Annotated in this window: 22 protein-coding genes; 13 read left to right on the top strand and 9 right to left on the bottom strand. The window is 68.1% G+C overall.

Features of this window, described 5'->3' with window-relative positions; all coding sequences use genetic code 11:
- Positions 1-143 precede the first annotated feature (143 nt).
- From BRO63_RS17475 to BRO63_RS17440, 8 genes are all read left to right on the top strand, one after another.
- Positions 144-1,625 (top strand): amidase, encoded by a 1,482-nt coding sequence (locus BRO63_RS17475; protein WP_088140993.1) that lies wholly within the window; start codon positions 144-146, stop codon positions 1,623-1,625.
- A gap of 248 nt (positions 1,626-1,873) precedes the next feature.
- Positions 1,874-3,493, top strand: a complete 1,620-nt coding sequence (locus BRO63_RS17470; protein ID WP_088140992.1) for a methyl-accepting chemotaxis protein — start codon at positions 1,874-1,876, stop codon at positions 3,491-3,493.
- Entirely contained in the window at positions 3,493-4,023 is a 531-nt protein-coding gene (locus BRO63_RS17465) for a chemotaxis protein CheW (protein ID WP_088140991.1), read from the top strand. The genes BRO63_RS17470 and BRO63_RS17465 overlap by 1 nt, the downstream gene beginning before the upstream one ends.
- Positions 4,020-5,282 carry a CheR family methyltransferase gene (locus BRO63_RS17460; protein WP_088140990.1) on the top strand — a complete coding sequence of 421 codons (1,263 nt, stop codon included), beginning with the start codon at positions 4,020-4,022 and terminating at the stop codon, positions 5,280-5,282. Before BRO63_RS17465 ends, BRO63_RS17460 begins: the two co-directional genes overlap by 4 nt.
- 4 nt (positions 5,283-5,286) lie before the next feature.
- Complete coding sequence (locus tag BRO63_RS17455; protein ID WP_088140989.1) at positions 5,287-5,940, top strand: chemotaxis protein CheW; 654 nt, start codon at positions 5,287-5,289, stop codon at positions 5,938-5,940.
- Entirely contained in the window at positions 5,937-8,186 is a 2,250-nt protein-coding gene (locus tag BRO63_RS17450; protein ID WP_088140988.1) for a hybrid sensor histidine kinase/response regulator, read from the top strand. Before BRO63_RS17455 ends, BRO63_RS17450 begins: the two co-directional genes overlap by 4 nt.
- Positions 8,183-9,193: a chemotaxis response regulator protein-glutamate methylesterase gene (locus tag BRO63_RS17445; protein WP_088140987.1), complete on the top strand. Its 1,011-nt coding sequence runs from the start codon at positions 8,183-8,185 to the stop codon at positions 9,191-9,193. Before BRO63_RS17450 ends, BRO63_RS17445 begins: the two co-directional genes overlap by 4 nt.
- Before the next feature lie 34 nt (positions 9,194-9,227).
- A complete protein-coding gene (locus BRO63_RS17440; RefSeq protein WP_088140986.1) occupies positions 9,228-10,241 on the top strand; it encodes a response regulator in 1,014 nt (337 codons plus the stop codon).
- Between the two features lie 16 nt (positions 10,242-10,257).
- On the opposite strand, the gene BRO63_RS17435 is transcribed toward BRO63_RS17440, so the two are convergent.
- Entirely contained in the window at positions 10,258-10,737 is a 480-nt protein-coding gene (locus BRO63_RS17435; RefSeq protein WP_088141110.1) for an Lrp/AsnC family transcriptional regulator, read from the bottom strand.
- Positions 10,738-10,926: 189 nt separating this feature from the next.
- Between BRO63_RS17435 and BRO63_RS17430 the strand changes: the two genes are divergently transcribed.
- The gene (locus tag BRO63_RS17430; protein WP_088140985.1) at positions 10,927-12,210 is read left to right on the top strand and encodes a cystathionine gamma-synthase family protein; all 1,284 of its coding nucleotides are present in this window, start codon (positions 10,927-10,929) and stop codon (positions 12,208-12,210) included.
- A 26-nt stretch (positions 12,211-12,236) separates the two neighbouring features.
- On the opposite strand, the gene BRO63_RS17425 is transcribed toward BRO63_RS17430, so the two are convergent.
- Positions 12,237-13,748, bottom strand: a complete 1,512-nt coding sequence (locus tag BRO63_RS17425) for an MFS transporter (protein WP_088140984.1) — start codon at positions 13,746-13,748, stop codon at positions 12,237-12,239.
- Positions 13,749-13,901: 153 nt separating this feature from the next.
- Here BRO63_RS17425 and BRO63_RS17420 point away from each other — a divergent pair, with 153 nt between their 5' ends.
- Positions 13,902-14,786: a LysR family transcriptional regulator gene (locus BRO63_RS17420; RefSeq protein WP_088140983.1), complete on the top strand. Its 885-nt coding sequence runs from the start codon at positions 13,902-13,904 to the stop codon at positions 14,784-14,786.
- Positions 14,787-14,803: 17 nt separating this feature from the next.
- Here the strand turns inward: BRO63_RS17420 and BRO63_RS17415 are convergent, their stop codons facing one another.
- The 6 genes from BRO63_RS17415 to BRO63_RS17390 all read right to left on the bottom strand — a co-directional run bounded on the left by BRO63_RS17415 (position 14,804) and on the right by BRO63_RS17390 (position 20,766).
- The gene (locus BRO63_RS17415) at positions 14,804-15,490 is read right to left on the bottom strand and encodes a GntR family transcriptional regulator (RefSeq protein WP_088140982.1); all 687 of its coding nucleotides are present in this window, start codon (positions 15,488-15,490) and stop codon (positions 14,804-14,806) included.
- 90 nt (positions 15,491-15,580) lie between these two features.
- Positions 15,581-16,609, bottom strand: a complete 1,029-nt coding sequence (locus BRO63_RS17410; RefSeq protein ID WP_088141109.1) for a MerR family transcriptional regulator — start codon at positions 16,607-16,609, stop codon at positions 15,581-15,583.
- 57 nt (positions 16,610-16,666) lie between these two features.
- On the bottom strand, positions 16,667-17,890 hold the full coding sequence (locus BRO63_RS17405) for an MFS transporter (RefSeq protein ID WP_088140981.1): 1,224 nt from the start codon (positions 17,888-17,890) through the stop codon (positions 16,667-16,669).
- 25 nt (positions 17,891-17,915) lie between these two features.
- Positions 17,916-18,983: an alcohol dehydrogenase catalytic domain-containing protein gene (locus tag BRO63_RS17400; protein WP_444978604.1), complete on the bottom strand. Its 1,068-nt coding sequence runs from the start codon at positions 18,981-18,983 to the stop codon at positions 17,916-17,918.
- Positions 18,983-20,095, bottom strand: a complete 1,113-nt coding sequence (locus BRO63_RS17395; RefSeq protein WP_088140979.1) for a flavin monoamine oxidase family protein — start codon at positions 20,093-20,095, stop codon at positions 18,983-18,985. Before BRO63_RS17395 ends, BRO63_RS17400 begins: the two co-directional genes overlap by 1 nt.
- Complete coding sequence (locus BRO63_RS17390; protein ID WP_088140978.1) at positions 20,092-20,766, bottom strand: cupin domain-containing protein; 675 nt, start codon at positions 20,764-20,766, stop codon at positions 20,092-20,094. The genes BRO63_RS17395 and BRO63_RS17390 overlap by 4 nt, the downstream gene beginning before the upstream one ends.
- Between BRO63_RS17390 and BRO63_RS34220 the strand changes: the two genes are divergently transcribed.
- Together BRO63_RS34220 and gcvA are read left to right on the top strand one after the other, a co-directional pair.
- Entirely contained in the window at positions 20,765-20,920 is a 156-nt protein-coding gene (locus BRO63_RS34220) for a hypothetical protein (protein WP_179215135.1), read from the top strand. The genes BRO63_RS17390 and BRO63_RS34220 overlap by 2 nt on opposite strands.
- On the top strand, positions 20,917-21,867 hold the full coding sequence (gcvA, locus tag BRO63_RS17385) for a transcriptional regulator GcvA (RefSeq protein ID WP_088140977.1): 951 nt from the start codon (positions 20,917-20,919) through the stop codon (positions 21,865-21,867). Before BRO63_RS34220 ends, gcvA begins: the two co-directional genes overlap by 4 nt.
- A gap of 12 nt (positions 21,868-21,879) precedes the next feature.
- Here the strand turns inward: gcvA and BRO63_RS17380 are convergent, their stop codons facing one another.
- A complete protein-coding gene (locus BRO63_RS17380) occupies positions 21,880-22,770 on the bottom strand; it encodes a LysR family transcriptional regulator (protein WP_088140976.1) in 891 nt (296 codons plus the stop codon).
- 133 nt (positions 22,771-22,903) lie between these two features.
- Between BRO63_RS17380 and BRO63_RS17375 the strand changes: the two genes are divergently transcribed.
- Complete coding sequence (locus tag BRO63_RS17375; protein WP_088140975.1) at positions 22,904-23,500, top strand: short chain dehydrogenase; 597 nt, start codon at positions 22,904-22,906, stop codon at positions 23,498-23,500.
- Positions 23,501-23,598: the final 98 nt, after the last annotated feature.

The raw sequence follows: 23,598 nt of genomic DNA, 5'->3' as shown, positions 1-23,598 counted from the left end.
TTAGCCAGCATCGGCAGCCGGGGCCGCGAGCGCGGCGCCCGGGGTTTGCGTAGTATTGTCTGCCTGCGCGGCCGGCGTCCGGCCCGCGCAACCAATATGAACAGAGGCGCCCCGAGCCGAAGGCGCGCCGCAAGGAGACCCGCATGACCATTGCCGCCCCGGCCGCCGCCGCCCCATTGAATGACATCGTGGCCATGCCCGCCCACGCGCTGTCCGAGGCGATCCGGCGGCGCCAGGTGTCCTGCCGCGAGGTCATGGCGGCCTATCTGGCGCACATCGACCGGGTCAATCCCAAGCTCAATGCCATCGTCGCCCGGCGCGACAGCGACGAGCTGCTGCGCGAGGCCGACGAGCGCGACGCCCAACTGGCGGCGGGCCAGTGGCTGGGTTGGCTGCATGGCATGCCGCAGGCGCCCAAGGACCTGACCGCGGTGCGCGGCATGGTCACGTCGATGGGCTCGCTGGTCTACAAGGACCAGGTCACGGCGCACGACTCCATCATCATCGAGCGCATGCGCGCGTCCGGCGCCATTTTCATCGGCCGCAGCAATGTGCCGGAGTTCGGCCTGGGCTCGCACACCTACAACCAGGTGTATGGCGCCACCGGCAACCCCTACGATCCGTCCCGGACCGCGGGCGGCAGCAGCGGCGGCGCGGCGGCGGCCTTGGCTGCCCGCATGCTGCCGGTGGCGGACGGCAGCGATTTCGGCGGTTCGTTGCGCAATCCCGCAGCGTTCTGCAACGTCTACGGCATGCGCCCGTCCGCCGGCCGCGTGCCCTACGGGCCGTCGACCGAGGTGTTCCTCAAACAGCTGGCCTATGAAGGGCCGATGGGCCGTACGCCGCGCGACGTGGCCATGCTGCTGTCGGTGATGGCTGGCCCGGACAAGCGCGCGCCGCTGTCCCTGACCGGCGACCCCGCCCAGTTCGCCCAGCCGCTGGACGCCGACCTGCGCGGCAAGCGCGTAGGCTGGCTGGGCGACTGGAACGGCTATCTGCCGATGGAGGCGGGCATCCTGGAACTCTGCGAGCAGGCCTTGGCCGGCCTGGCGCAGACCGGCTGCGAGGCGGTCGATTACCAGGTGCCATTCGCCGGCGAACGCCTCTGGCGGATCTGGCTGGCCCACCGCCATCTGATGGTGGGCGGACAGCTCCATCCCCTGGTCCATAACCCCGAAACGCGCAAGCTGGTGAAGCCGGCGGTGATCTGGGAGGTCGAGGGCCTGGAAGGCATGACGGCCCGGCAGGTCTATCAGGCCACCGAAGAGCGCAGCGCCTGGTACCAGACCGTGCAGCGCATGTTCGACGACGTGGACTACCTGGCGGTGCCGTCGGCCCAGGTGTTTCCGTTCGATGCGGCGCTGGACTGGCCCAAGGAGATCGCCGGGCGTCCCATGGACACCTACCACCGCTGGATGGAAACCGTCACGCCCTGGACGCTGGCGGGCTGCCCGGTGATCAGCGTGCCGGTGGGATTTAGCGCCGCCGGGCTGCCCATGGGCATGCAGTTGATCGGACCGCCGCAGGCCGACCTGGCCGTGCTGCAGCTGGCGCACGCCTACGGGCAGGCGCAAGACTGGGTGGAATCCCGGCCGCCCGCGGCGCTTTGGGGCGCAACAGCCTGAAAACGGGTCCGGTACGCATTGTTGCGGGAAAAGACAAGCCCTTGTAAGAGGGCTTTGCTTTTTTCCGACGCAAACTGCCATATTTCCCGCAAATTCAGCGTTTTCCGTGGCTCCGGGCGTTTGCCTTTGCAATAATTGTCAACCAACTCACAACATCCCGTAATAAATGGACAGCCTTGTGTCCCCGGTTCTGTTCCAGAATATTTCGGTTCAATCGACGAGTTGACTTTGCATAGAGGTTTCCCGGCATGAAGAATCTGACACTACGCCAGCGCATCCTGGCCAGCTTCCTGGCGATCCTGGCCATCATGGCGTTGATGGTGGTGATGGATTACCGGCGCCTGCTGGTCATCGAGTCGGAGGTCGAGCTGATCAACAACGATGCCGTGCCCGGCATCTACTACAGCACCTCGATCCGCGCCTCCTGGTTTGCCGGCTTCGTGCTGGTGCAGGACGCCTTCAACATGGAAACGGACCAGGAACGCAGCAGCGTCCTGGCGGGACTGCCCGAGACCGACAAGCTGTTGGCGGACCATACCGAGCAATATCGCCGCACCATCGCGCGCGAAGACGACCGCCAGATGTTCAATGAGTTCGAAAAGGAACTGCAGGACTACAAGCGCATCCGCGCCAATATTCTTGCGCCCGCCACGCTGGCGGACCCGGTGCGGGCGCAGGCGCTGATCAAGGCGGAACTGAGGCCGGCGTTCTACAAGGGCCGCGACATCCTGGCCAGGATGGTGCTGGAAAACAAGAAGCAGGCCGACGAAGCGGCTGTCGCCATCAAGCAATCGGTGAACAGCGCCGAAACGCGCATGCTGCTGTCGCTGGGCCTGGCGATCGTGGCCGCCATCATCTGCGGCATCCTGCTGATGCGCGCCATCGCCAACCCCATGCGCGCCATCGTCAAGACGCTGGAAGCCACCGGGGGCGGTGATCTGACGCGACGCCTGACGCTGGCGCGCAAGGACGAATTCAACGCCATCGAAACCGGCTTCAATGGCATGGTGGACGAGCTGACCGGTCTGGTTGGCAAGACGCAGCGCTCGGCGGTGCAGGTGGCGACTTCCGTGACCGAGATCGCGGCCACCTCCAAGCAGCAGCAGGCCACGGCCTCCGAAGTCGCCGCCACCACGACCGAGATCGGCGTGACTTCGCGCGAAATTTCCGCCACCTCGCGCGAGCTGGTGCGCACCATGGCCGAAGTTTCCGGCGCGGCGGAGCAGACCGCGGCGCTGGCGGGCAGCGGCCAGGTGGGCCTGGCGCGCATGGAGGACACCATGCGCAACGTGGTGGGCGCGGCAGGCTCGGTCAATGCCAAGCTGGCGATCCTGAACGAGAAGGCCGGCAACATCACACAGGTGGTTACCACGATCACGAAGGTGGCTGACCAAACCAACCTGTTGTCGTTGAACGCGGCGATAGAGGCCGAGAAGGCGGGCGAATACGGCCGCGGCTTCGTGGTGGTGGCCACCGAGATCCGCCGGCTGGCGGACCAGACCGCCGTCGCCACCTACGACATCGAGCAGATGGTGCGCGAGATCCAGTCGTCGGTGTCGGCCGGCGTCATGGGCATGGACAAGTTTTCCGAGGAAGTGCGGCGAGGCATGGCCGACATGCAGCAGGTGGGCGACCAGCTGTCGCAGATCATCCAGCAGGTGCAGACGCTGGCGCCGCGCGTGCAGATGGTCAACGAAGGCATGCAGGCGCAGGCCACCGGCGCCGAACAGATCAACCAGGCCCTGCAGCAGCTGAGCGACGCCGCCCAGCAGACCGTGGAATCGCTGCGCCAGTCCACGCTGGCGATCGAAGAGTTGACGCTGGTGGCCAACGACCTGCGCAGCGGCGTGTCGCGCTTCAAGGTGTGATGGCTGCCATGGCGGAGCGCGCTTCCTCTGCTGCGGCCGGACGCCGGCTGTATCTGCTGTTCCGCATCGGCGGCGACCGCTATGCGCTGGACGCAAGAGACATCGCCGAGGTGCTGGGCCTGCGCGAGTTCAAGCAGGTGCCGGGCGCGCCGGCCTGGGTGGCGGGCGTGATGGAGCGCCGCGGCGTGGCCATCCCCGTCATTGACATGTGCGCGCTGGCGGGCGGCGGCGCGGCCGCGGCCGTGACCAGCACCCGCCTGGCCCTGGTGCGCTACCGGGTGGGGCCGGACCGGCCCGAGCATTTGCTGGGGCTGATCCTGGAGCAGGCCACCGAAACCGTGCACTACGATCCCGCCGCGTTCCAGTCGGGCGGCCTGGACAATCCGGGCGCGCGTTATCTGGGCGCGGTGCTCGGCGATACCGGCGGCATGGTGCAGGCTGTCAATGTCGATGACCTGTTGCCCGCGCCGGTGCGGGCCTTGCTGTTTCCGGTGGATGCCGCAGGCGCGGCGAGCGAGGCGCGGCCATGATACTGATCGACGAGTTCAGCGCCCTGCTCAAGCGGCGCATGGGCCTGGACAGCGGCTCCATCGGCAAGGCCGCCGTGGAGCGCGCGGTGCGCCGCAGGATGGGCATGGCCGGCGTCGCCGACGAGCAGGACTATCTGTGGCAGGTGCAGGCCTCGCCCGCCGAGATGCAGCAGCTGATCGAAGCGGTCATCGTGCCGGAGACCTGGTTCTTCCGTTACCCCGAATCGCAGGCGGCCATGGCCGCGCTGGCGCGCGAGCGGCTCAATGGCGCGGCCGCGGAAGGCCGCGTGCTGCGCGTGCTGAGCGTGCCATGTTCCAGCGGCGAAGAGCCGTACTCCATCGCCATGGCCTTGCTGGACGCCGGCGTGCCCGCCGAACGCTTCCAGATCGACGCCTTCGACATCAGCGTGCGCATGGTCGAATTTGCCCGGCGCGCGCTGTACGGGCGCAATTCCTTCCGCGGCGATGACCTGGGCTATCGCGACCGCTATTTTTCCGAGAGCGCTGACGGCCATCAACTGGCCGCCCACGTGGCGGCGCGGGTGCGGTTCCAGCCGGGCAATCTGTTCGATCCCGATCTGCTGGCCGGGGTGGCGCCCTATGACTTCGTGTTCTGCCGCAACCTGCTCATCTACTTCGATGCGGCGACGCAGGCGCGCGCGGTGCAGGTGCTGCGCAGCTTCACCCGCGAGGACGGCGTGCTCTTCGTCGGCCCCGCCGAAACCACGTTGCTGACCGGCCGCAGGCTGCCCGCGGTGCCGATGGCGCGCTCGTTCGCCTTCCTGGCCAAGCCGCTGCCGCCGCCTGCCGCGCCGGCCGCGCCGCCGGCGGCGCGGCCCATCGTGCACAGCTGGACGCCGCCGAGGCGGCCGCTGGCCCAGGCGCCCGCGGCGGGGCTGCCCCTGCCGCATGCCCCCGCGCCCGCGGCGCCGGCCGGGCAGGGCGGCGTGGACGTCTCCTTGCGCCATATCGCCGCCCTGGCTGACCAAGGCCGGGTGCAGGACGCCATGGCGCAGTGCCGCGCGCATATCGACCGCCACGGCGCCAGCGCCGAGGCGCTGTATCTGCAAGGCCTGCTGCAGGACGCGGCGGGCGATGCGCGGCAGGCGCAGGCCGCCTACCGCAAGGCGCTGTACCTGGATCCGACCCACCGCGAAGCCTTGTTGCACCTCGCCGCGCTGGTGGCGTCGGACGGCGATCACGAAGCGGCCCGCCGCCTGCAGGCGCGCGCGGCGCGCGGGGAGGCGCAACGTGGATGAAGCGATGGGCGCGCTGTCCGACGTGGACGATTGCTGGAACCGCATCGGCATCCGCGGCGACAAGAGCTGCGCGCAGTTGGCCGATCACGTGCACTGCCGCAACTGTCCGGTGTACGCCGCGGCGGCCAAGCGCATTCTTGACCGTCTGCCGCCGCAAATGGAAGAGCGAGGGGATGCTGGCGCGGCTGCGGAGGATCGCGCCAACCTGTCGTCGCTGCTGGTGTTCCGCGTGAACCGTGAATGGCTGGGCCTGTCGACCCGGTCCCTGGACGAAGTGGCCGGCACCCGCAGTATCCTGAGCCTGCCGCACCGCCGCGATCCGGCGATGCTGGGCGTGACCAATGTGCGCGGCTCGCTGACGGTGTGCGTATCCTTGGCGCGCCTGCTCGGCCTGGAGGCTGCCATGGCGGATGCGCGCGAGCGCCCCGCCACGGCGCGCATGCTGATCGTGGGCGGCGCGGGCCGCGCGGTGGTGGTGCCGGTGGATGAAGTCGAAGGCATACACGCCGTGGACCTGGACAGGCTGGAGTCCCTGCCCGCGACCGTGGAGGGCGCCAGCCTCAAGTATTCGCGCGGCGTGGCCCGCTGCGGCGGCCGCGCGGTGGGCGTATTGGATGAAACCTTGCTGATGCAAGCCTTGGAACGGAGCCTGGCGTGAATCCGGAACAGATGCGCGACGCTTCGCTTCTGGAATTGTTCCAGCTCGAGACCCGCACCCAGGTGGAGGTGCTGAACAAGGGCCTGCTGGCGTTGGAGCACGATCCCACGTCCGCGCCCCAGCTCGAGGCCTGCATGCGGGCGGCGCATTCGCTCAAGGGCGCGGCCCGCATCGTCGACCTGCATCCCGCGGTGCGCATCGCGCATGCCATGGAAGATTGCCTGGTCGAAGCGCGCGAAGGGCGGCTGCGGCTGCAGGCGGCGGACATCGACGCCTTGCTGATGGGCGCCGACCTGTTGCAGCGCGTGGCGACGCCGGGCGCGGAGCTGGGCGGCGAGATCGACGAGCTGGTGGCGCGGCTGAGCAATGCGCCGCATGCGCCGCCGGCCGCCAAGCCCGCCGCCAAGCCCGCCGATTTCCTGCCGCCGATGCCCGTCATGGACGAGGCGCCGGCCCCCGCGCCGCAGCGGCGCAGCTCGGACGCCGGGCTGGGCGAGGGCGAGCGCGTGCTGCGCGTGACGGCCGACACGCTCAACAAATTGCTGGGCCTGTCCAGCGAGACGTTGGTGGAGTCCCACTGGATCGGGCCCTTCGGCGCATCCATGCTGCGCCTGAAGCGCACGCAGGCGGGCGCGCTCCAGGCGCTGGACGGCGTGCGCGCGGCCCTGGCCGGCCAGGCGCTGGACGCTCAGGCGCAGGCCGCGCTGGACGACGCCCTGCGCATCGTCGAGCAATGCCAGCAGGAACTGGCGCAACGCACCAGCGAGGTCGACGAATTCGGCTGGCGCATGGGCCATCTGGCCCAGCGCCTGTACGACACCGCGCTGGCCTGCCGCATGCGGCCCTTCGGCGACGGCGTGGGCGGCATGGCGCGCATGGTGCGCGACGTCGGCCGCGCCTTGGGCAAGCAGGTACGGTTGGAGATCGAGGGCGAGTCCACTCAGGTGGATCGCGACATCCTGGAAAAGCTGGATGCGCCGCTGATGCATCTGCTGCGCAACGCGGTGGACCATGGCATCGAGATGCCGCAGGACCGTCTGGCGGCCGGCAAGCCGGCTGAAGGCCGTATCCGGCTGTCGGCGCGCCATGCGGCCGGCATGCTGCTGATCGAACTCACGGACGACGGCGCCGGCATATCGCTGGACCGGCTGCGCGTGGAAGTGGTGCAGCGCAAGCTGGCCAGCGCGGAAACGGCGGCCCGGCTGACCGAGGCCGAGCTGCTGGAGTTCCTGTTCCTGTCGGGCTTCAGCACGCGCGGCGAGGTTACCGAGATCTCGGGGCGCGGCGTGGGGCTGGACGTGGTGCAGACCATGGTGCGTCAGTTGCGCGGCGCGGTGCGCATCCAGCAGCAGACGGGGCAGGGCACCCGTTTCATGCTGGAAATGCCCTTGTCGCTGTCGGTGGTGCGCAGCCTGCTGGTCGAGGTGCAGGAGGAGATCTACGCGTTTCCGCTGGCCTACGTCAACCATGCGCTGCAAGTGCGCGCCGAGGACATCGAGCAGCTCGAAGGGCACCAGCATTTCCGCTTCATGGACCGTCAGATCGGGCTCGTTTCCGCGCGCCAGATCCTGCGCGCGGGCGGCGCCGCGCCCGCGGCCGAGACGGTGTGCGTGGTGCTGGTGGGCGACCACGACCGGCTCTACGGCATCGCCGTGGACCGTTACGTGGGCGAGCGCACGCTGGTGGTGCAGCCGCTGGACCCGCGGCTGGGCAAGGTGCAGGACGTGATGGCGGGCGCCTTGATGGACGACGGCACGCCGCTATTGATCCTGGACGTGGAAGACATGCTGGTGTCGGTGCAGAAGCTCGTGCAAGGCGGCCAACTGACGCGGGTGGACGGCGCGGGCGCGGCCGAACAGGCCCGCCGCCGCAAGCGCGTGCTGGTGGTGGACGACTCGCTCACGGTGCGCGAGCTGGAGCGCAAGCTGCTGTTGAACCGCGGTTTCGACGTGGCCGTGGCGGTGGACGGCATGGACGGCTGGAACATGTTGCGCAGCGAGGCTTTCGACCTGGTCGTGACCGATGTGGACATGCCGCGCATGGACGGCATCGAGCTGGTGTCGCGCATCAAGGCCGATCCCAAGCTGCAGGGCCTGCCGGTGATGGTGGTGTCGTACAAGGATAGGGAAGAAGACCGCAGGCGCGGGCTGGACGCCGGCGCCGACTATTATCTGGCCAAGGGCAGCTTCCATGATGATGCGCTGCTCGACGCCGTGGAAGACCTGATCGGAAAGGCGCGCACGTGAGAGTCGGAATCGTCAACGACATGCCGATGGCGGTGGAAGTGCTGCGGCGCGCGATCGCGCTGGAGCCGGGGCTGGAGTTGGCCTGGACCGCGGCCAACGGCCAGGAGGCCGTGGACCAGTGCGCCCGCGACCGACCGGACGTGGTGCTGATGGACCTGATCATGCCGGTCATGGACGGGGTCGAAGCCACGCGCCGCATCATGGCGGAAACGCCTTGCGCGATCGTGGTGGTCACGTCGGATGTGGCGCGCCACACCTCGCGCGTGTTCGACGCCATGGGCCACGGGGCGCTGGACGCGGCCGATACGCCGGTGATCGGCGGCGCGGACATGCGGGCGGCGGCGGCGCCATTGCTGCGCAAGATACGCAACGTCGGCTGGCTGATCGGCCGCTACGGCAAGCGGCCCGCGCTTACGCCGGTGGCCCGGCCCATGCAGCAGGCCGACGCCAAGCGCCTCCTGGTCATCGGCGCCTCGGCCGGCGGCCCGCCGGCCCTGGCGCAACTGCTGAAGGGCATACCGCCGGGATTCCCCGCCGGCATCGTGCTGGTGCAGCACGTCGACGCCTCGTTTGCCGCGGGCATGGCGGACTGGCTCAATGAACAGGCGCCGCTGCCCGTAAGACTGGTGCGCGAGGGCGAATGGCCCGAGCCCGGCCAGATACTGCTGGCCGGCACGGGCGACCACCTGCACATGCTGGCCGACGGCACGCTGCGCTACACCGAAACCCCCAAGGAAAGCCTGTACCGGCCTTCCATCGATGTTTTTTTCCATAGCGTGGCGCAGCACTGGCGCGGCTCGGCCGTCGGCGTGCTGCTGACGGGCATGGGCCAGGACGGCGCGCGCGGGCTGAAGGCGCTGCGCGAGCGCGGCTACCTGACAATCGCGCAGGACCAGGCCAGCAGCGCCGTCTACGGCATGCCCAAGGCCGCGGCGGCCATGCAGGCGGCCGTGGAAATCAGCCCATTGGACCAAATCGCTCCCCGCGTCATCCAGGCCTTTGCCTGAGCACGCGGACCTCGAAAGAATTCAAGGACTTACTATGCAACCTCCCATTGACAGCTCGGCTTCGGCGAACCTGAATTCGCATGCGGCCATGGTCTTGCTCGTCGACGACCAGGTGATGGTCGGCGAGGCCATCAGGCGGGCCTTGGCCACGGAAGGCAATATCGACTTCCACTATTGTTCGGATCCCGAAAAGGCGCTTGCCGTGGCGATCCAGACCCGGCCCACCGTCATCCTGCAGGACCTGGTGCTGCCGGGCGTGGACGGGTTGAGCCTGGTGCAGGAATACCGCGGCCATCCGGTGACGCGCGACATACCCATCATCGTGCTGTCCACCAAGGAGGACCCGGCGATCAAGAGCGCGGCCTTTGCGGCCGGCGCCAACGACTACCTGGTGAAGCTGCCCGACTCCATCGAACTGGTGGCGCGCATCCGCTACCACTCGCGCTCCTATCTGGCGCTGGTGCAGCGCGACGAGGCCTATCAGGCCCTGCGCCAGAGCCAGCAGCAGTTGCTGGAAAGCAATATGGAGCTGCGCCGGCTGACCAATTCCGACGGCCTCACCGGGCTGGGCAACCGCCGCTACTTCGACGAATACCTCAACGCCGAGTGGCAGCGCGCGCGCCGCGACGGGCGTGAAATCAGCATGCTCATGATCGACGTGGACCACTTCAAGGCCTACAACGACACCTACGGCCACATCGCCGGCGACGAGGCGCTCAAGCGCGTGGCCAACACCATCTTCGCCAGCTGCGATCGCTCCACCGACCTGGCGGCGCGCTTTGGCGGCGAGGAGTTCGCGTTGGTGTTGCCGGGCACGCCGGCCGGCAGCGCGCGGCTGGCCGCCGAGAAGCTGCGCCGCGCGGTGGAAGCCTTGCAGATTCCGCAGAAGGACAGCGGCGACGGCCCCTGGCTGACGGTCAGCATCGGCACGGCCACGGCAGTGCCCCAGGGCGACCAGCCCTGCACCGATCTGATCCAGGTGGCCGACCGCGGCCTCTATCAAGCCAAGCGGCAGGGCCGCAACCGCGTCGTTCCCGGCGTGATGTAGGCGTGCTGCCGCCGTCTTACAGGTGCAGCCGGGTGGACGACTTGACCTCGTGCATCGACAGCGTGCTCAGCAGTTCCTTGACGCCGGGCAGGGTGCGCAGGCGGCTACGCACGAATTCCGAATAGGCGTCGAAATCCCGCGCCACGATGTGCAGCAGATAATCGTGCTGCCCGGTGGTGTTGTGGCAGGCCAGGACCTCGGGCATGGCGAGCACGCTGGCCTCGAAGGCCTGGCAGGTCTTCTCCGTGTGGTTCTCCAGCGAGATGCTGACGAAGGCCACCACCCCGATCCCCAGCGCGCGGCGGTCCAGCACGGCCTGGTAGCCGCGGATGACCCCGGACGATTCCAGGCGCTTCAAGCGCTTCCAGCAGGGCGAGGCCGACAGCGCGACGCGCTCGGCCAGTTCGGCGTTGCTGAGCCGGCCATCTTCTTGAAGGATTTTCATGATTTTCCAATCGATCGCGTCAAGTTGATGTAACAAGGCAGTGTCTTTCATGAAGTGCGGCTCATGGGGAATGATCTTTCCCATTATCTCTGTATGGCGACGCAAATGGAAAGAAACTTGCCGCCGCCTGCCGCCATACTTCCAAGCAGCCCGGGGCGCGCGGCGCTATCGTTTTCGCATGCGTGACGCGCCTGCCCGGCGGCTCGTCCGGGCCCCGGAAACCAGACAGAGAGGCACACCATGAGTTACTCCAGCTATCACAAGAAGGACATCTTCGGCCGCCCGCTGCACGCGGAAACGCAGATGATGTCCTACGGCTTCGACCCTTTTCTGTCGGAGGGCGCGGTCAAGCCGCCGGTGTTCCTGACGTCCACCTTCGCGTTCCGCTCGGCCGAGGACGGCGCGGCGTTCTTCGACCTGGTCTCGGGCCGCAAGCCCCTGCCGCAGGGCGAGTCGGCGGGGCTGGTGTACAGCCGCTTCAACCATCCCAACCTGGAAATCGTCGAAGACCGCCTGGCGCTGCTGGATGGCTCGGAAGATGCCGCGGTGACGTCCAGCGGCATGTCGGCGATCAGTGCGGTGTTCCTGGCCTTTCTGCGGCCGGGCGATCAATTGGTGCAGTCGGTGCCGCTGTATGGCGGCACCGAGACCCTGATCTCCAAGATCTTTCCGGAATGGGGCATAGGCTCGCATGCCGTCGAGGACGGCCTGTCGGCCAAGAGCATGCGCGCGGCGCTGGAGGCTGCGGCGGCCCAGGGCCCGGTGCGCCTGTTTTTTGTTGAAACGCCCGCCAATCCGACCAATGCGCTGATCGATTTCGAGGCCATGAAGAATGAGCTGGACGCCTTCGAAACGCGTCACGGCTACCGCCCCGTGTCGGTGTGCGACAACACGCTGTTGGGGCCGATCTTCCAGAAGCCGGCCGAGCATGGCGTGGACCTGTGCGTGTATTCGCTGACCAAGTACGTGGGCGGCCACAGCGATCTGGTTGCGGGCGCCGTCACCGGCAGCAAGGCGCTGGTCAAGAAGGTGCGCGCCATCCGCAGCGCGTTCGGCTCGCAGCTGGACCCGCATTCCTGCTGGATGATCACGCGCTCGATGGAAACCGTGGTGCTGCGCATGAAGCAGGCGGCGCGCACGGCGACCAAGGTGGCCCAGTGGCTGTCCGGCAACCCGCATGAAAAGGTGCGGATCTTCCATCCGGAAATGATTGCCGATCGGGCCTACCAGGAAGTCTACAAGCGCCAGTGCACCGGCCCGGGCTCCACCTTCGCCTTCGTGCTGGAAGGCGGGCGCGCCAAGGCGTTCCGCTTCATCAACGCCCTGCACCTGTTCAAATCGGCCGTCAGCCTGGGGGGTACCGAGTCGCTGATCTGCCATCCGGCCTCCACCACGCACTCCGGCGTGCCCGCCGACGAGCGGGATGCAGCCGGCGTGTCCGAGGGGCTGGTGCGCGTGTCCATCGGGCTGGAGCACGAAGAAGACCTGATCGCGGACATGGACCACGCCTTCCGCACCTGCTGAGCCGGGGCCGGCATGGCCGGCCTGTCTCAGGCCGCCATGCGCCTGCGGTTGAACAGCACGAATCCCGCCGTGACCAGCAGCATCGCCGCCGCGGTGGCGATGACGGCGGCATAGCCGGTGTCGAATGCCGTCTTGGCCAGGCGCGTCAACGCCAGGCCCAGGTCGGACGACAGGCCGTCGGCGACGATCAGCGCCTGGTCCAGGCTGTCGCGCGCCAGGGCGGACTGGGGCAGGCCTGCCGGCACCGACAGCGTGCGGGCGTAGACGCCGGACAGGATGGAGCCCATCAAGGTGACGCCCAAGGCTCCGCCCAGTTCGTAAGAGACCTCTTCGATCGAGGCCGCCATGCCGGCGCGCTCGGGCGTGGCGCTCTGCATGATGGTGCTGGACGCCGCCGTCATGGTGGCGCCTATGCCCGCGCCCAGCACGCACAGGCTGACCATTTGCGGCAGCAGCGCCGCGTCGTAGCTCAGCAGATAGCCCGTCATGCCCAGGCCCGAGACCAGCAGCGACAGGGACAGCATGGTGGCGCTGTTGACGCGGCCCAGCAGCCAGCCCGCCAGCGGGCCGGCGATGAAGGCGGCCAGCGACAGCGGCAGGATGAAGAGCGCGGCTTGCAGCGGCGACATGCCCATGACCAGCTGCAGCCGCTGGCTGAACACCAGTTCCATGCCCAGCAGGGCGGCGGCGGCGAACAGCGCGGCCGCCACCGCCGAGCTGAAGCTGAGGTTGCGGAAGATGGCGAAGTCGATCAGCGGATAGGGCCGCGCACGCTGGCGCCGCACGAACACGGCGAGCATGGCCGCGCCCGCCGCGCAGGCCAGGCCGGCATCGCGCCAGGACGGATCGGTCTTGCCCAGTTCCTTCAGCGCGTAGGCGCACAGGATCAGGCCGGCCATCACCTGCAGCGAGCCCAACAGGTCCCAGGGCCGCGCGGCGTCCGGGCGGCTGGCCGGGATCAGGCGCCAGGCCAGCGGCAGGGCCAGCAGCACGATGGGCACGTTGATGAGGAACACGGAGCCCCACCAGAAATGCTCCAGCAACACGCCGCCGACCACCGGGCCGACCGCGGCGCCGCCCGAGGCCACCGAGGCCCATACGCCGATGGCGACGGCGCGCTCGCGCTCGTCGGCGAAGGTCAGGCGCAGGATGGACAGGGTGGCCGGCATCATCATGGCCGCGCCCACGGCCAGCAGCGCGCGCGCCGCGATCAGCGTGGCAGCGCCGGGCGAGTAGGCCGCGGCCAGCGAGGCGATGCCGAACACGACCAGCCCCGCCATGAACAGGCGCTTGTGTCCCAGGCGGTCTCCCAGCGTGCCCATGCCCAGCAGCAGGCCGGACACGACCAGCGCATAGATGTTCACGATCCACAGCTTTTCCGACGCGTTGACATGCAATTCGTGCGTCAGCCGCGGCAGGGCGGTGTAGAGGACGGTCATGTCGACCACGATCAACAGCAAGGCGCTGGACACGATGGCCAGCACCAGCCAGCGGCCGGGCGCGGCCGTGGCGACAGCGTTCGGTTCAGTCCGCTGCATGGTTCTACTCCTGAAACTGAAACGCCTGCCGCGCCGCGGATGCGGGCGGGGCCGGGATGGCCGGGTCTCAGAGGCCGCCATTATCCATCTTGTAATTTGCATAAAAAAGTTGGGATTCATCTATAAAATAGATGGATCGATCGGAGGTGAAACATGCAATGGACGCTGGAACAGCTGCGCCATTTCGCCGCCGCGGCCGAATCCGGATCGTTCTCGGCGGCCGCGCGGCGCCTGGGCCGGGCGCAGTCGGCGGTCAGTACCTCGGTGGGCCTGCTGGAAGCGGACCTGGGCGTGGAGCTGTTCGACCGGTCGCGGCGCAACGCCACCCTGACCGCCGCCGGCGAGGTCATGCTGCAGGAGGCGCTGGAACTGCTGCGGCAGGCGGGCGCGCTGGAGCAGCGCGCCTTGTCCTTTGCCGCCGGGCGCGAAGCGCGCCTGGCCATCGCGCTGGACGAAGGCCTGCCTTATCTGGTGGCCGATCAGTTGCTCAAGGAACTGGCCGAACGCTATCCGGCGCTGGAGCTGACCCAGCTCAACGGCACCGCGACGGAGGTCGCCGACTATGTGGAACAAGGCCGCGCCAGCCTGGCTTTTCAGTTCGATCGCGGCGATCCCGGCAGCGCCTACGCCCATCGCCATCTGGGCAATGTGGCGCAAGGCATCTTCGTGGCGCAGGGCCATCCGCTGGCCGCGCTGCCCGAGGTCGGGCGCAACGATCTGGCGCGGCACCGCCAGTTGCTCATGCAGATGGACGGCGTCGACCAGGTGGTGCTGAGCCCGTCGGTCTGGCGGGCCGACAGCAGCTACAACATCGCCGCCATGGCGGCCAATGGCGTGGGCTGGGCCATCCTGCCGCTGAACATCGGCGAATACCAGGGTTTCAGCAACGAACTCGTCAGGGTGCGCTGCGCGGACCTGTTCCTGCCCATGCTGTCCGTGCGCACGCTATGGCTGCGGGGCGGCAGCCTGAGCGAGACGGAACTCTGGCTGCAGCTGCGCATGGGCCAGCTGCTGGCGGGGACGCAGGCCCAACCGTAGCGCGGGCCTGCCCGGTCTCAGCTGAGCAGCGCGCTGACGAGGTCGGCGCCGCGGCGGCCGCCGTCCTTGAAGTTCAGCGCCGTCTGCACGTGCTCCAGATGCGCGTCCATCAGCGCGCAGGCACGGTCGGCATCGCCGGCGCGGGCGGCCTCGATGAAGGCGTGGTGCTCCTGCGACGAACAACTGGCATCGTGCGAACTTTGATACAGCACGGTGATGACGGCGCTGCGGGCCGAGAGTTCGCGCAGCATCCCCGTCAGCACGGAATTGCCCACGGTCTCGGCCAGCAGGATGTGGAAGTGCCCGAGCAGCCGGTTGCGCTCCTGCACGTCGCCGCCTTCCAGCGCGCGGCGCTCCGCGGCCAGATGCGCGTCGATGCGGCGGTAGTCGGCCGCCGTTGCCCGTGCCACGAATTCGCGCGCCAGCGCCGCTTCCAGGATGCGCCGCACCGCATAGACCTCGCGCGCCTCGTTCGCGTCCGGCTTGCTCACGAACGCGCCCTTGTCCGGCACGATGTTGATCAGCTTGTCCTTGGACAGCATCAGCAGCGCGGCGCGGATCTTGGTCCGGCTGACCTGGTACACCCCCGCCAGCGCCTCCTCGCGCAGCCGCGTGCCCGGCGGCAGCTTGTGCGCGACGATGGCCGCCGAGATTTCCTTGGCGATATCGTCGGCGCTGGGGTCGGGGCGGACTTCCTGGGGCATGTTGGGGAAGGAGAGGGATAGGGCCGGTCAGTCTAGCAAAAGGGCAGGCCCGGTGGGGACGGGACCTGCCCATGGCCTGGCCGACTGCGCCTAGCGCGCCGCCGCCAATACGCCCATCGCCTGCCGCATGAACGACAGGCTGGCGTCATCGGTCCAGGTGCCGGCGGTGAGTTCGGGCTCGGTCATCAGCGCATGGCGGAACTTCGCCTGGGTGGCGGGATCGTTGCCGGCATAGCTGCGGAACAGGTCCAGCCAGCGCCGGGCCAGCGCCAGCGCGGTGGGGGAGTCCGGCGCCGCGCCTGCGTCGAGCGCGTCGCGCACCTCGGCCATTAGTTCGGGCCATTCGCCGATGCGGTCGCCGTAGTGCTCCCGCATGTAGCGGGCTTCGTCCGGAGTGAGGTACTTCTCGTAGATCCGCAGCTTGCTTTCCGAGAAGGCCTGCAGCACGTAGTCGCGCAAGGCCCGCGAGACGCCGATGTGCGCCTGCATCGCGGGCTCCTGTTCGTGCATCCGGTTCAGCTTGACCAGCAGGCGCGGGTCGCGATTGGTGTCGCGCAGCAGCAAGGTCATCCAGCGCAGAGCCAGTTCGCGCGGCCGCGCCGCTTCGGGCGCGACGCCTGCATCGATCTGCGCCTGCACCTCCTTGATCAGCGCGATCCAGTCGGCGTCGCCATTCTGGCTGCTGCGGTACATGGGCAGGCGGGCCAGTTCATCGGGGGAAAAGTATTTGTCGTACATGGTCATGAGTTCCAGAGTGGTGAGCCAATCGGCCAGTTCCGGTTCCCTGCCTTGCGCCAACTGCCCCTGCAGCTGGGCGAGACGCTCGCGCAGCCGGGAGGCCTGTTGGATCTGGCGATCGAGCATCGCGATCTGCTTGGCGATGATCTCGTCCATGGGAGTGTCGGGCTGGTCCAGATAAGCGCCGATTTCGGCCAGCGGCAATCCAAAGCGGCGCAGCGCCTGGATCTGATGCAGCCGGGCGATGTCGTCGCGGCCATATAGCCGATAGCCGTTGTCGGCGCGCGCCGAAGGCGTGAGCAGCCCGATCGCGTGATAGTGGTGCAGCGTGCGGACCGTCAGTCCGCTCCGCCTGGCCAGCTCTCCTACTTTCAGTTGCACGGCATTCCTCCTGTTGATGGCGCGGAACGAACTCTGGGACATGACGTTGCGTGAGGGTCAAGCCTGTTCGCGGCTCCTGGCGGACCCGGCCAGCAGCGCGACCGCCGCGATGGCCAGGGGGATGAACGACACCCACAGCACGGTCGCCCAATCGTAGGCGGCCAGCAGGCCGCCGGAGGCGAAGGAGCCGACCGCCATGGTGCCGAAGATGATGAAGTCATTGAGCGACTGCACCCGGGTCTTCTCCTCGGGACGATGGCATTCCAGCACCAGCGCCGACGCGCCGACGAAGCCGAAGTTCCAGCCCAGGCCCAGCAGGATCAATGTGACCCAGAAATGGGCCACGTCGATGCCGGTGAGGCCGATGGCCGCGGACAGGCCGGTGAGCGCCAGGCCCGCCGTGACGATGCGTCCGGCGCCGAAACGCGTGATGAGGCGTCCCGTGAAGAAGCTGGGGCCGTACATGGCGATGACGTGCCATTGCAGGCCGAGGTTGGCGCTTTCCTGGGAATGGCCGCAAAGATGCATGGCCAGCGGCGCGGCGGTCATCAGGAAGTTCATCAGCAAGTAGGAAACGGCGCCGCAGACCACCGCCGTGATGAACTGCGGCTGGCGCGCGATCAAGCCCAGCGGCCGTCCGCCCGCGACCTCGGCCGCGCTGGGCATGGGCAGGTGCACGCCCAGCAGGACCAGGGCCGAGATCGCCGCGACCGCTGCCTGCACCAGATAGGTCGCCGCGAACATGTGGACGGGCCACAGATACATCGTGTAGGTGACCAGCTGCGGGCCGACCACGCCCGCCAGCACGCCGCCGCCCATCACGAAGGACAGGGCGCGGGCGCGCCTTGCAGGGGACACGCCGTCGGCCGCCGCGAAGCGGAACGACAGCACGACGGCCGCGTACGCGCCGCCAAAGAAGGTGCCCAGGCAGAACAGCCAGAATGAGCTCAGCACGATGGCGGCGGCGGCCAGCAGGCCCACCAGCACGCCGCAGGCGGTGCCCGCGAGAAACGCCGCGCGCCGGCCATGGCGCCTGGCAATGGCGCCCATGGGGAGGATGCAGGCGGCCATGCCGACCACGAAGATGGAAATCGGCAGGGTCGCCAGCGTCTTGTCCGGCGCCAGCATGTCGCCGACGATCGCGCCGGTGGCGTAGACCACGACGGCGTTGGCGCCCGCCAGCGCCTGCGCGATCGTCAGCCTGGCGATGTTGCCGCGCTGCGCCTGCGGCGTGAGTTCAGCGCTGGGCGCGGCCGATGGCGCCGGGGTTGATGCGGACAAGTGGGTCTCCTCGAGAGTTGCGTTTTTAGTTGATATGGGTGCTGAGTTGCTGAGCGCGCTGCGGTTCTCGCGCGGCGTCCATGGACAGGACCACGCGGAACTTCGCATCACCGGACTTCAGGCGCAGCAACGCGTAGGCTGCGCGCTCCAGGGGTAGAGTCTCGACCATGGGCAGCGCCTCTGCAAGCACGCTGAAATTCAGCGCTTTTTCAGTTTCCCGGGGCGTGCCGGTCAAGGACCCGGCAACGGTCCGCTCGCCGCCGACCAGCAAGCCCGGCAGCACCGACAACGGGACGCTACCCACGCCCAGCAACATCGTCCGGCCTTGCGGAGCCAGTCCGCGCATGGCCGCAGAGACGGCTGGCGTGTCGGTCATGGTGGCGACCAGCGCCTGTGCGCCGCCCATGCCTAGCAGCCGTTGCGCGGCGTCTTCCTGGTCGGTGTCGATGTAGACATGCGCGCCCAGGCGCAAGGCGTCAGCGGCGATGTCGCGGCCCCGGCCGATGGCTGCAACCTTAAAGCCCATGCGGCGGGCGTATTGCAGCGCCATGTGGCCCAGGCCGCCTATGCCCAGCACGGCGACGAGATCGCCGGCCTGCGCTCCGGACTTCCGCAGCGCGTTGAAGGTGGCGATGCCGGCGCAGAGTATCGGTGCGGCGTGCGTTGCGTCGAGTTCGTCGGGTATGGAGACCAGTCCGCTCGCCCGGGCCAGCATCATCTCGGCATAGCCGCCGTCCCGGGTGACGCCGACCACCGGCTGATTCGAGCACAGATTGAAGAGACCCTGGCGGCATTGCGCGCAGGTGCCGCAATGGCCGCCCAGCCGCCCCACGCCGACGCGTTGGCCGATCGTCCAGTGGGCGTCGACGCCTGCGCCGAGCGCCGCGATGCGTCCGACGACTTCATGCCCGGGGACGCGCGGTCGTTGCAGCGCCGGATTGTCGATATCGGCTGCGTCGGCGCCGCAGACGCCGCAAGCTTCGACGCGCAGCAGTACTTCTCCGGGGCCGGGGCCGGACGTGGGCAGTTCGACGAGTTCGAGCAGGCCGGGCGCCGAGGTCCGAATGGCGCGATAGGTGGAAGAGAGGGGCATCATCGGGCGGAGTCTCCAGGCGGGACGGCATTGGAGGAAGGGGCGGAGCGGTCGAGCAGCCACCTTACGCCAGCGTTCCCGGCATCGATGGCGCCGGCCAGATAGCCGGGGAAGGCGGCCGACCATTCGCTGGCAATCCCGGCAAGGCGGTCCTCCCATGCACCTGTACCCGCTGTCATTGCAGGTGCGGTGGGGTGCGCGCCGCCTTCCATGCCGTCTCTTTCCGTAGCGGTGTCGGTATCTTGCGCCCAGTCCTTGTAGTGCTCCTGTTCGGGCTTGAGCGCCCGGGGGCCGAACAGGCGCGCCAAGTGAGCGCGGCAATGAGCCATCAGTGTTTCCTGGCCGGCCAGGCGGCGCGCTGCAGCGGGTACGCCCACGAACCCGAACAGGGCGGGACCTTGCTCGGTGCTGGCGTCATGGACCTCGGTGAGCGGTCCACGGCTGCTGCGGGCTGCGCCCGACATGCCTTGCTCGCGCCAGAAGGGCGAATCGTAGACGGCGAGGTACTTGGCATGGGGCGCCATCCAGGTCGGCGTTTCACGCCACTGCGCAGCCAGTGCGGCCGGTAGCGGCGGATCGAAAGCGATGCGGGATTGCGCCAGGCGCGGAGGAACCGCCAGTAGCACGCGCGAGGCCTGAAAGATGTTGGTCTGTCCCTTGCTGTCGCGCGTATGCACCTCGACGGCGCGGCCGGCTGCACGCAGCCGGGTCACACTCTGGCCCGGCTTGATGCGCGCCGGGTCCAGGCGAATGTGCAGGGCATCGATGAGGCTGCTCATGCCGGCCGCCAGCCGCATGGACGCCGGGTAGCTGGGATACCCGTGCATACGCATGGGCGTTCCGGAACGTTCGACCATCACGGAGCCTGCCTCGTACTGCGGGACGACAGACAAACCCAGGTCACGGACGAGAGCGCCAAGTTCGGGCTGGATCGCGGGCCAGAACCACGTGGGGCCCAGATCGTAGGCGCCCGCGCCGAGGATGCGGCCGCCCGGCCTGTCGCGGCCGTCCAGCAATAGGTAGTTGCCGGCGCCGTGCCGCTCAAGCAGCAAGGCGGCATACAGGCCGCTGAGGCCCGAGCCGACGATGACGGTGTCTGCTTGCGCCGTCATGACAGGTTCTCGCTGTGCGAGGCCGGTAGATGGCTGGTCTTCAGATAGACGGTGGCGCCGTCAGCGTCGGCCGAGAGTGTGACCTGGGCGCCACGCGCAAGGCGCAGCCAGCTGCCTTGCGGGCACCAGGCTTGTCCATCGGTGATCGATCCGGCCAGCACCAGAATTTCCGAGCCGATGGACGAGGTCGGCGGCAGCGCTGCGGCGGCAGGCAGACGCAGCAGACGGGTCTGCTCGTAGGACGAGGAGAAGAGCGGGCAGACCTCGATGCCAAGCTCGCGCTTCCAGGCGGCAGGATCGCGCGTGTCGACGCGCACCGTGGCGGGTTCATCGGCAGGCATCTGCCGCAATTTGACGAAGAGGGTGGCGCCGTCATTGCTGGATGGCGCGTGGCTGGACCCGGGCGGGTTGCGCAGATACCAGCCTTCCGGATAGTCGCCGCTGGCGTCGGAAAAAGTGCCCGAAAGCACCAGGATCTCTTCGCCGCCCGGATGCGCGTGTCGTGGAAAGCGGCTACCCGGCGCGTAGCGCACGACGCTGGTGGCGCGCGCCTGCTCGGCGCCCGCACGGTCCAGCATCATGCGTTCCACGCCCTGCTGGGGCGACGGTATCCATTGGTACTGATCCGGTGTCACGGTGACATTGCGCGAGTAATCGGCGTTGATAAGCATGAAATTGGTAGAAAAACTATTTCAGAGTGGCGCCGCACCCCTGGCTGCTCTTGCAGGGAAATGGACGCGCGAATGGCATATTCTTGGCCAGCTGGTAGCGATGGGCAAACCAGATAAACTACCTAGTACTGAAAGAAAAACTTTATCGATATGAAATTTCCTGCTCACCTCAACGCGCTGCGCGCCTTCGAAGCCAGCGCGCGCCACCAGAGCTTTTCGGCAGCCGCGGTTGAGCTGCACGTGACGCCTGCGGCAGTCGGCCAGCTCGTGCGCACGTTAGAGCAATGGCTGGGTACGCCGTTGTTCCAGCGCGGCACCAGCGGCAAGGCGCGACTGGTCCCCACGGCGGCGGCCGAACGCGCGCTGCCGGACATACAGGCAGGGCTGGGCAAGCTGGCGCTGGGCCTGGAGCGTCTCAAGGAAGGCTCGCTGAGCGGCATGCTGACCGTGGCGGTCAGCCCGGCCTTCGCCGCCAAATGGCTGTTGCCGAGGATCGAGCGCTTCCAGCATGCGTGGCCCGATACCGACGTGCGCCTGGACACCAACCTCAAGCCCGTGGATTTCGTGGCCCAGCAGATCGATATCGGCGTGCGTTATGGCGCTGGCGTCTGGCCCGGCTTGACGGCCGAAAAGCTGATGGACGAAGAGGTCTACCCGGTCTGCTCCCCCGAACTGCTGCGGCGGCGCAAGGCGCTGAAACGGCCGGCCGACCTGGCGGGCGAGACGCTGATCCATGATCTTTCGATGGACGCGCAGATGGGGTTTCCGACCTGGGCCATGTGGTTGGATAAAGTCGGCGTGGAAGGCGTGTCCACGGCCCGGGGCATGAAGATCAACAACTCCGCCGCGGTGTTGCAGGCGGCAATCGACGGCCATGGCGTGGCGCTGGCCCGCAGCGTGATGGCGCATGACGATCTGGCGGCCGGCCGCCTGGTGCGCCTCTTCCCGCGACTGGCGGTTTCCTCCGCCTTGGCCTACTACGTCATCTACCGGCCCCAGGCCCGGGATCTGCCGCGGCTGGCGGCGTTTCGCGACTGGTTGTTCGAGGAGGCCGCCGCCTGCAGGCTCTCGGGTCCGCCGTCCAGCGGCGAGCTTGCTTGACGTCTGTCCCGTTTACTTCGCGGCGCGGGTGAATCTCTTCACCATGAATTCCACGAAGGTCGTGAGCTTGGGCAGCGCCTTGCGGTCCTTGGGATACAGCAGCGTGATCGGCCGGGCGACGGGCCAGGCGGATTCCAGGATAGGAACCAGCCGGCCTGCGCGCACGTCTTCGGCCAGCAGCAGCTCCGGCTGCAGCACGATGCCGAATCCGGCCAGCGCCGCCTGCCTGAGCGCCTGGCCGTTGTTCGACACGAAGCGGCCGGCGGGGTAGGCCGCGCCGCCATCCTCCGCGTTCAGGCGCCAGCCGGTGCGGCGGTTCCAGTAGGAGAAATCCAGGCATTGATGGCGCGCCAGGTCGGTCGCGGTCTCAGGCGTGCCATGGCGTTGCAGATAGGCCGGCGCCGCGCAGATGATCATCTGATAGCGCCCGATCTTGCGCGCGACCAGGCTGGAATCGGCGGGTTCGCCGATGCGCACCGCCAGGTCGTAGCGCGAGGCCACCACGTCCTCGACGGCATCGCTCAAGGCCAGGTCCACGCTGACGTCGGGATACTCGGACAGGTAGTCGGCGATGGCGGGCGCCAGCGCGAACGAGCCGAAGGTCACGGTGGAAGTGATGCGCAGATGGCCGCGAGGCGCCGAGCGCATGGCTTCGGCGCCTTGCTCGGCGTCGCGGATGTCCGACAGGATTACCTTGCAGCGCGCGAAATAGGCCTGGCCGGCTTCCGTCAGGCTCTGGCGGCGCGTGGTGCGGTTCAGCAGCCTCAGGCCCAGCCGCGCTTCCAAGCCCTTGATGTGCTTGGCCGCCATGGCGGGCGACATCTCGTGGCGGGCCGCCGCGGCGGTCAGGCTGCCCAGTTCGACGACCGCCACGAAGACTTCCATGCTGAGCAAGCGGTCCATGGATTACGCACCCTGAGTGTGAAGTGAACCCACCATTCTAGGATTTTTCCTGGATGCGCCCTCGGCCAGAATGCATGCAGGCGCTGGCGGTATCGCGGGCGCACCCCACAACCCATACGAATCGGAGTTCCCCATGAAAATCATCCTGATCGGCGCCACCGGCACCATCGGCCGCGCGGTCGCCCAAGAACTGGGCCAGCGCCACGACATCATCGCCGTGGGCAAGACCCGCGGCGAGCATCAGGTCGACGTGACCCGCAGCGACAGCATCCGCGCCCTGTTCGAGCACGTGGGCAAGGTCGACGCCATCGTCTCAACCACGGGCAGCCTGCATTTCGGCCCGCTGGCGGAAATGACGGCCGAGCAGTTCAAGATCGGCCTGCACGACAAGTTGCTGGGGCAGGTGGACCTGGCGCTGATCGGCCAGCACTACGTCAACGAAGGCGGCTCCATCACGCTCACCAGCGGCATCCTGACCGATGAGCCCATCCGCTACGGCGCCAACGCGTCCGCGGTGAATGCGGCCATCGACGGTTTCGTGCGCGGCGCCGCGGTGGAACTGCGCGGCATCCGCATCAACTCGGTCAGCCCCACGGTCCTGACGGAATCGCTGGATGCCTACGGCCCGTACTTCCAGGGCTTCGAATCCGCGCCGGCCAGCCGCGTTGCGCTGGCCTACAGCCGCAGCGTGGAGGGCGTGCAGACGGGGCGGGTGTTGCGGGTGTGGTGAGTCCTCGGGCGTTCCCGATGCGGCGGCGGGTCGCAAGCGTGGGACCCTGTCAAAAGAAAACCCGCAGCGGTCTGTCCGCTGCGGGCTTGGTCAGGCTA

The sequence above is a fragment of the Achromobacter xylosoxidans genome (genome assembly GCF_002192695.1).
In the GTDB taxonomy this organism is placed as follows: Bacteria; Pseudomonadota; Gammaproteobacteria; order Burkholderiales; family Burkholderiaceae_B; genus Achromobacter; species Achromobacter xylosoxidans_C.
Note: the sequence above shows the minus strand (reverse complement) of the source record. Positions and strands in the feature narration are given on the sequence as shown.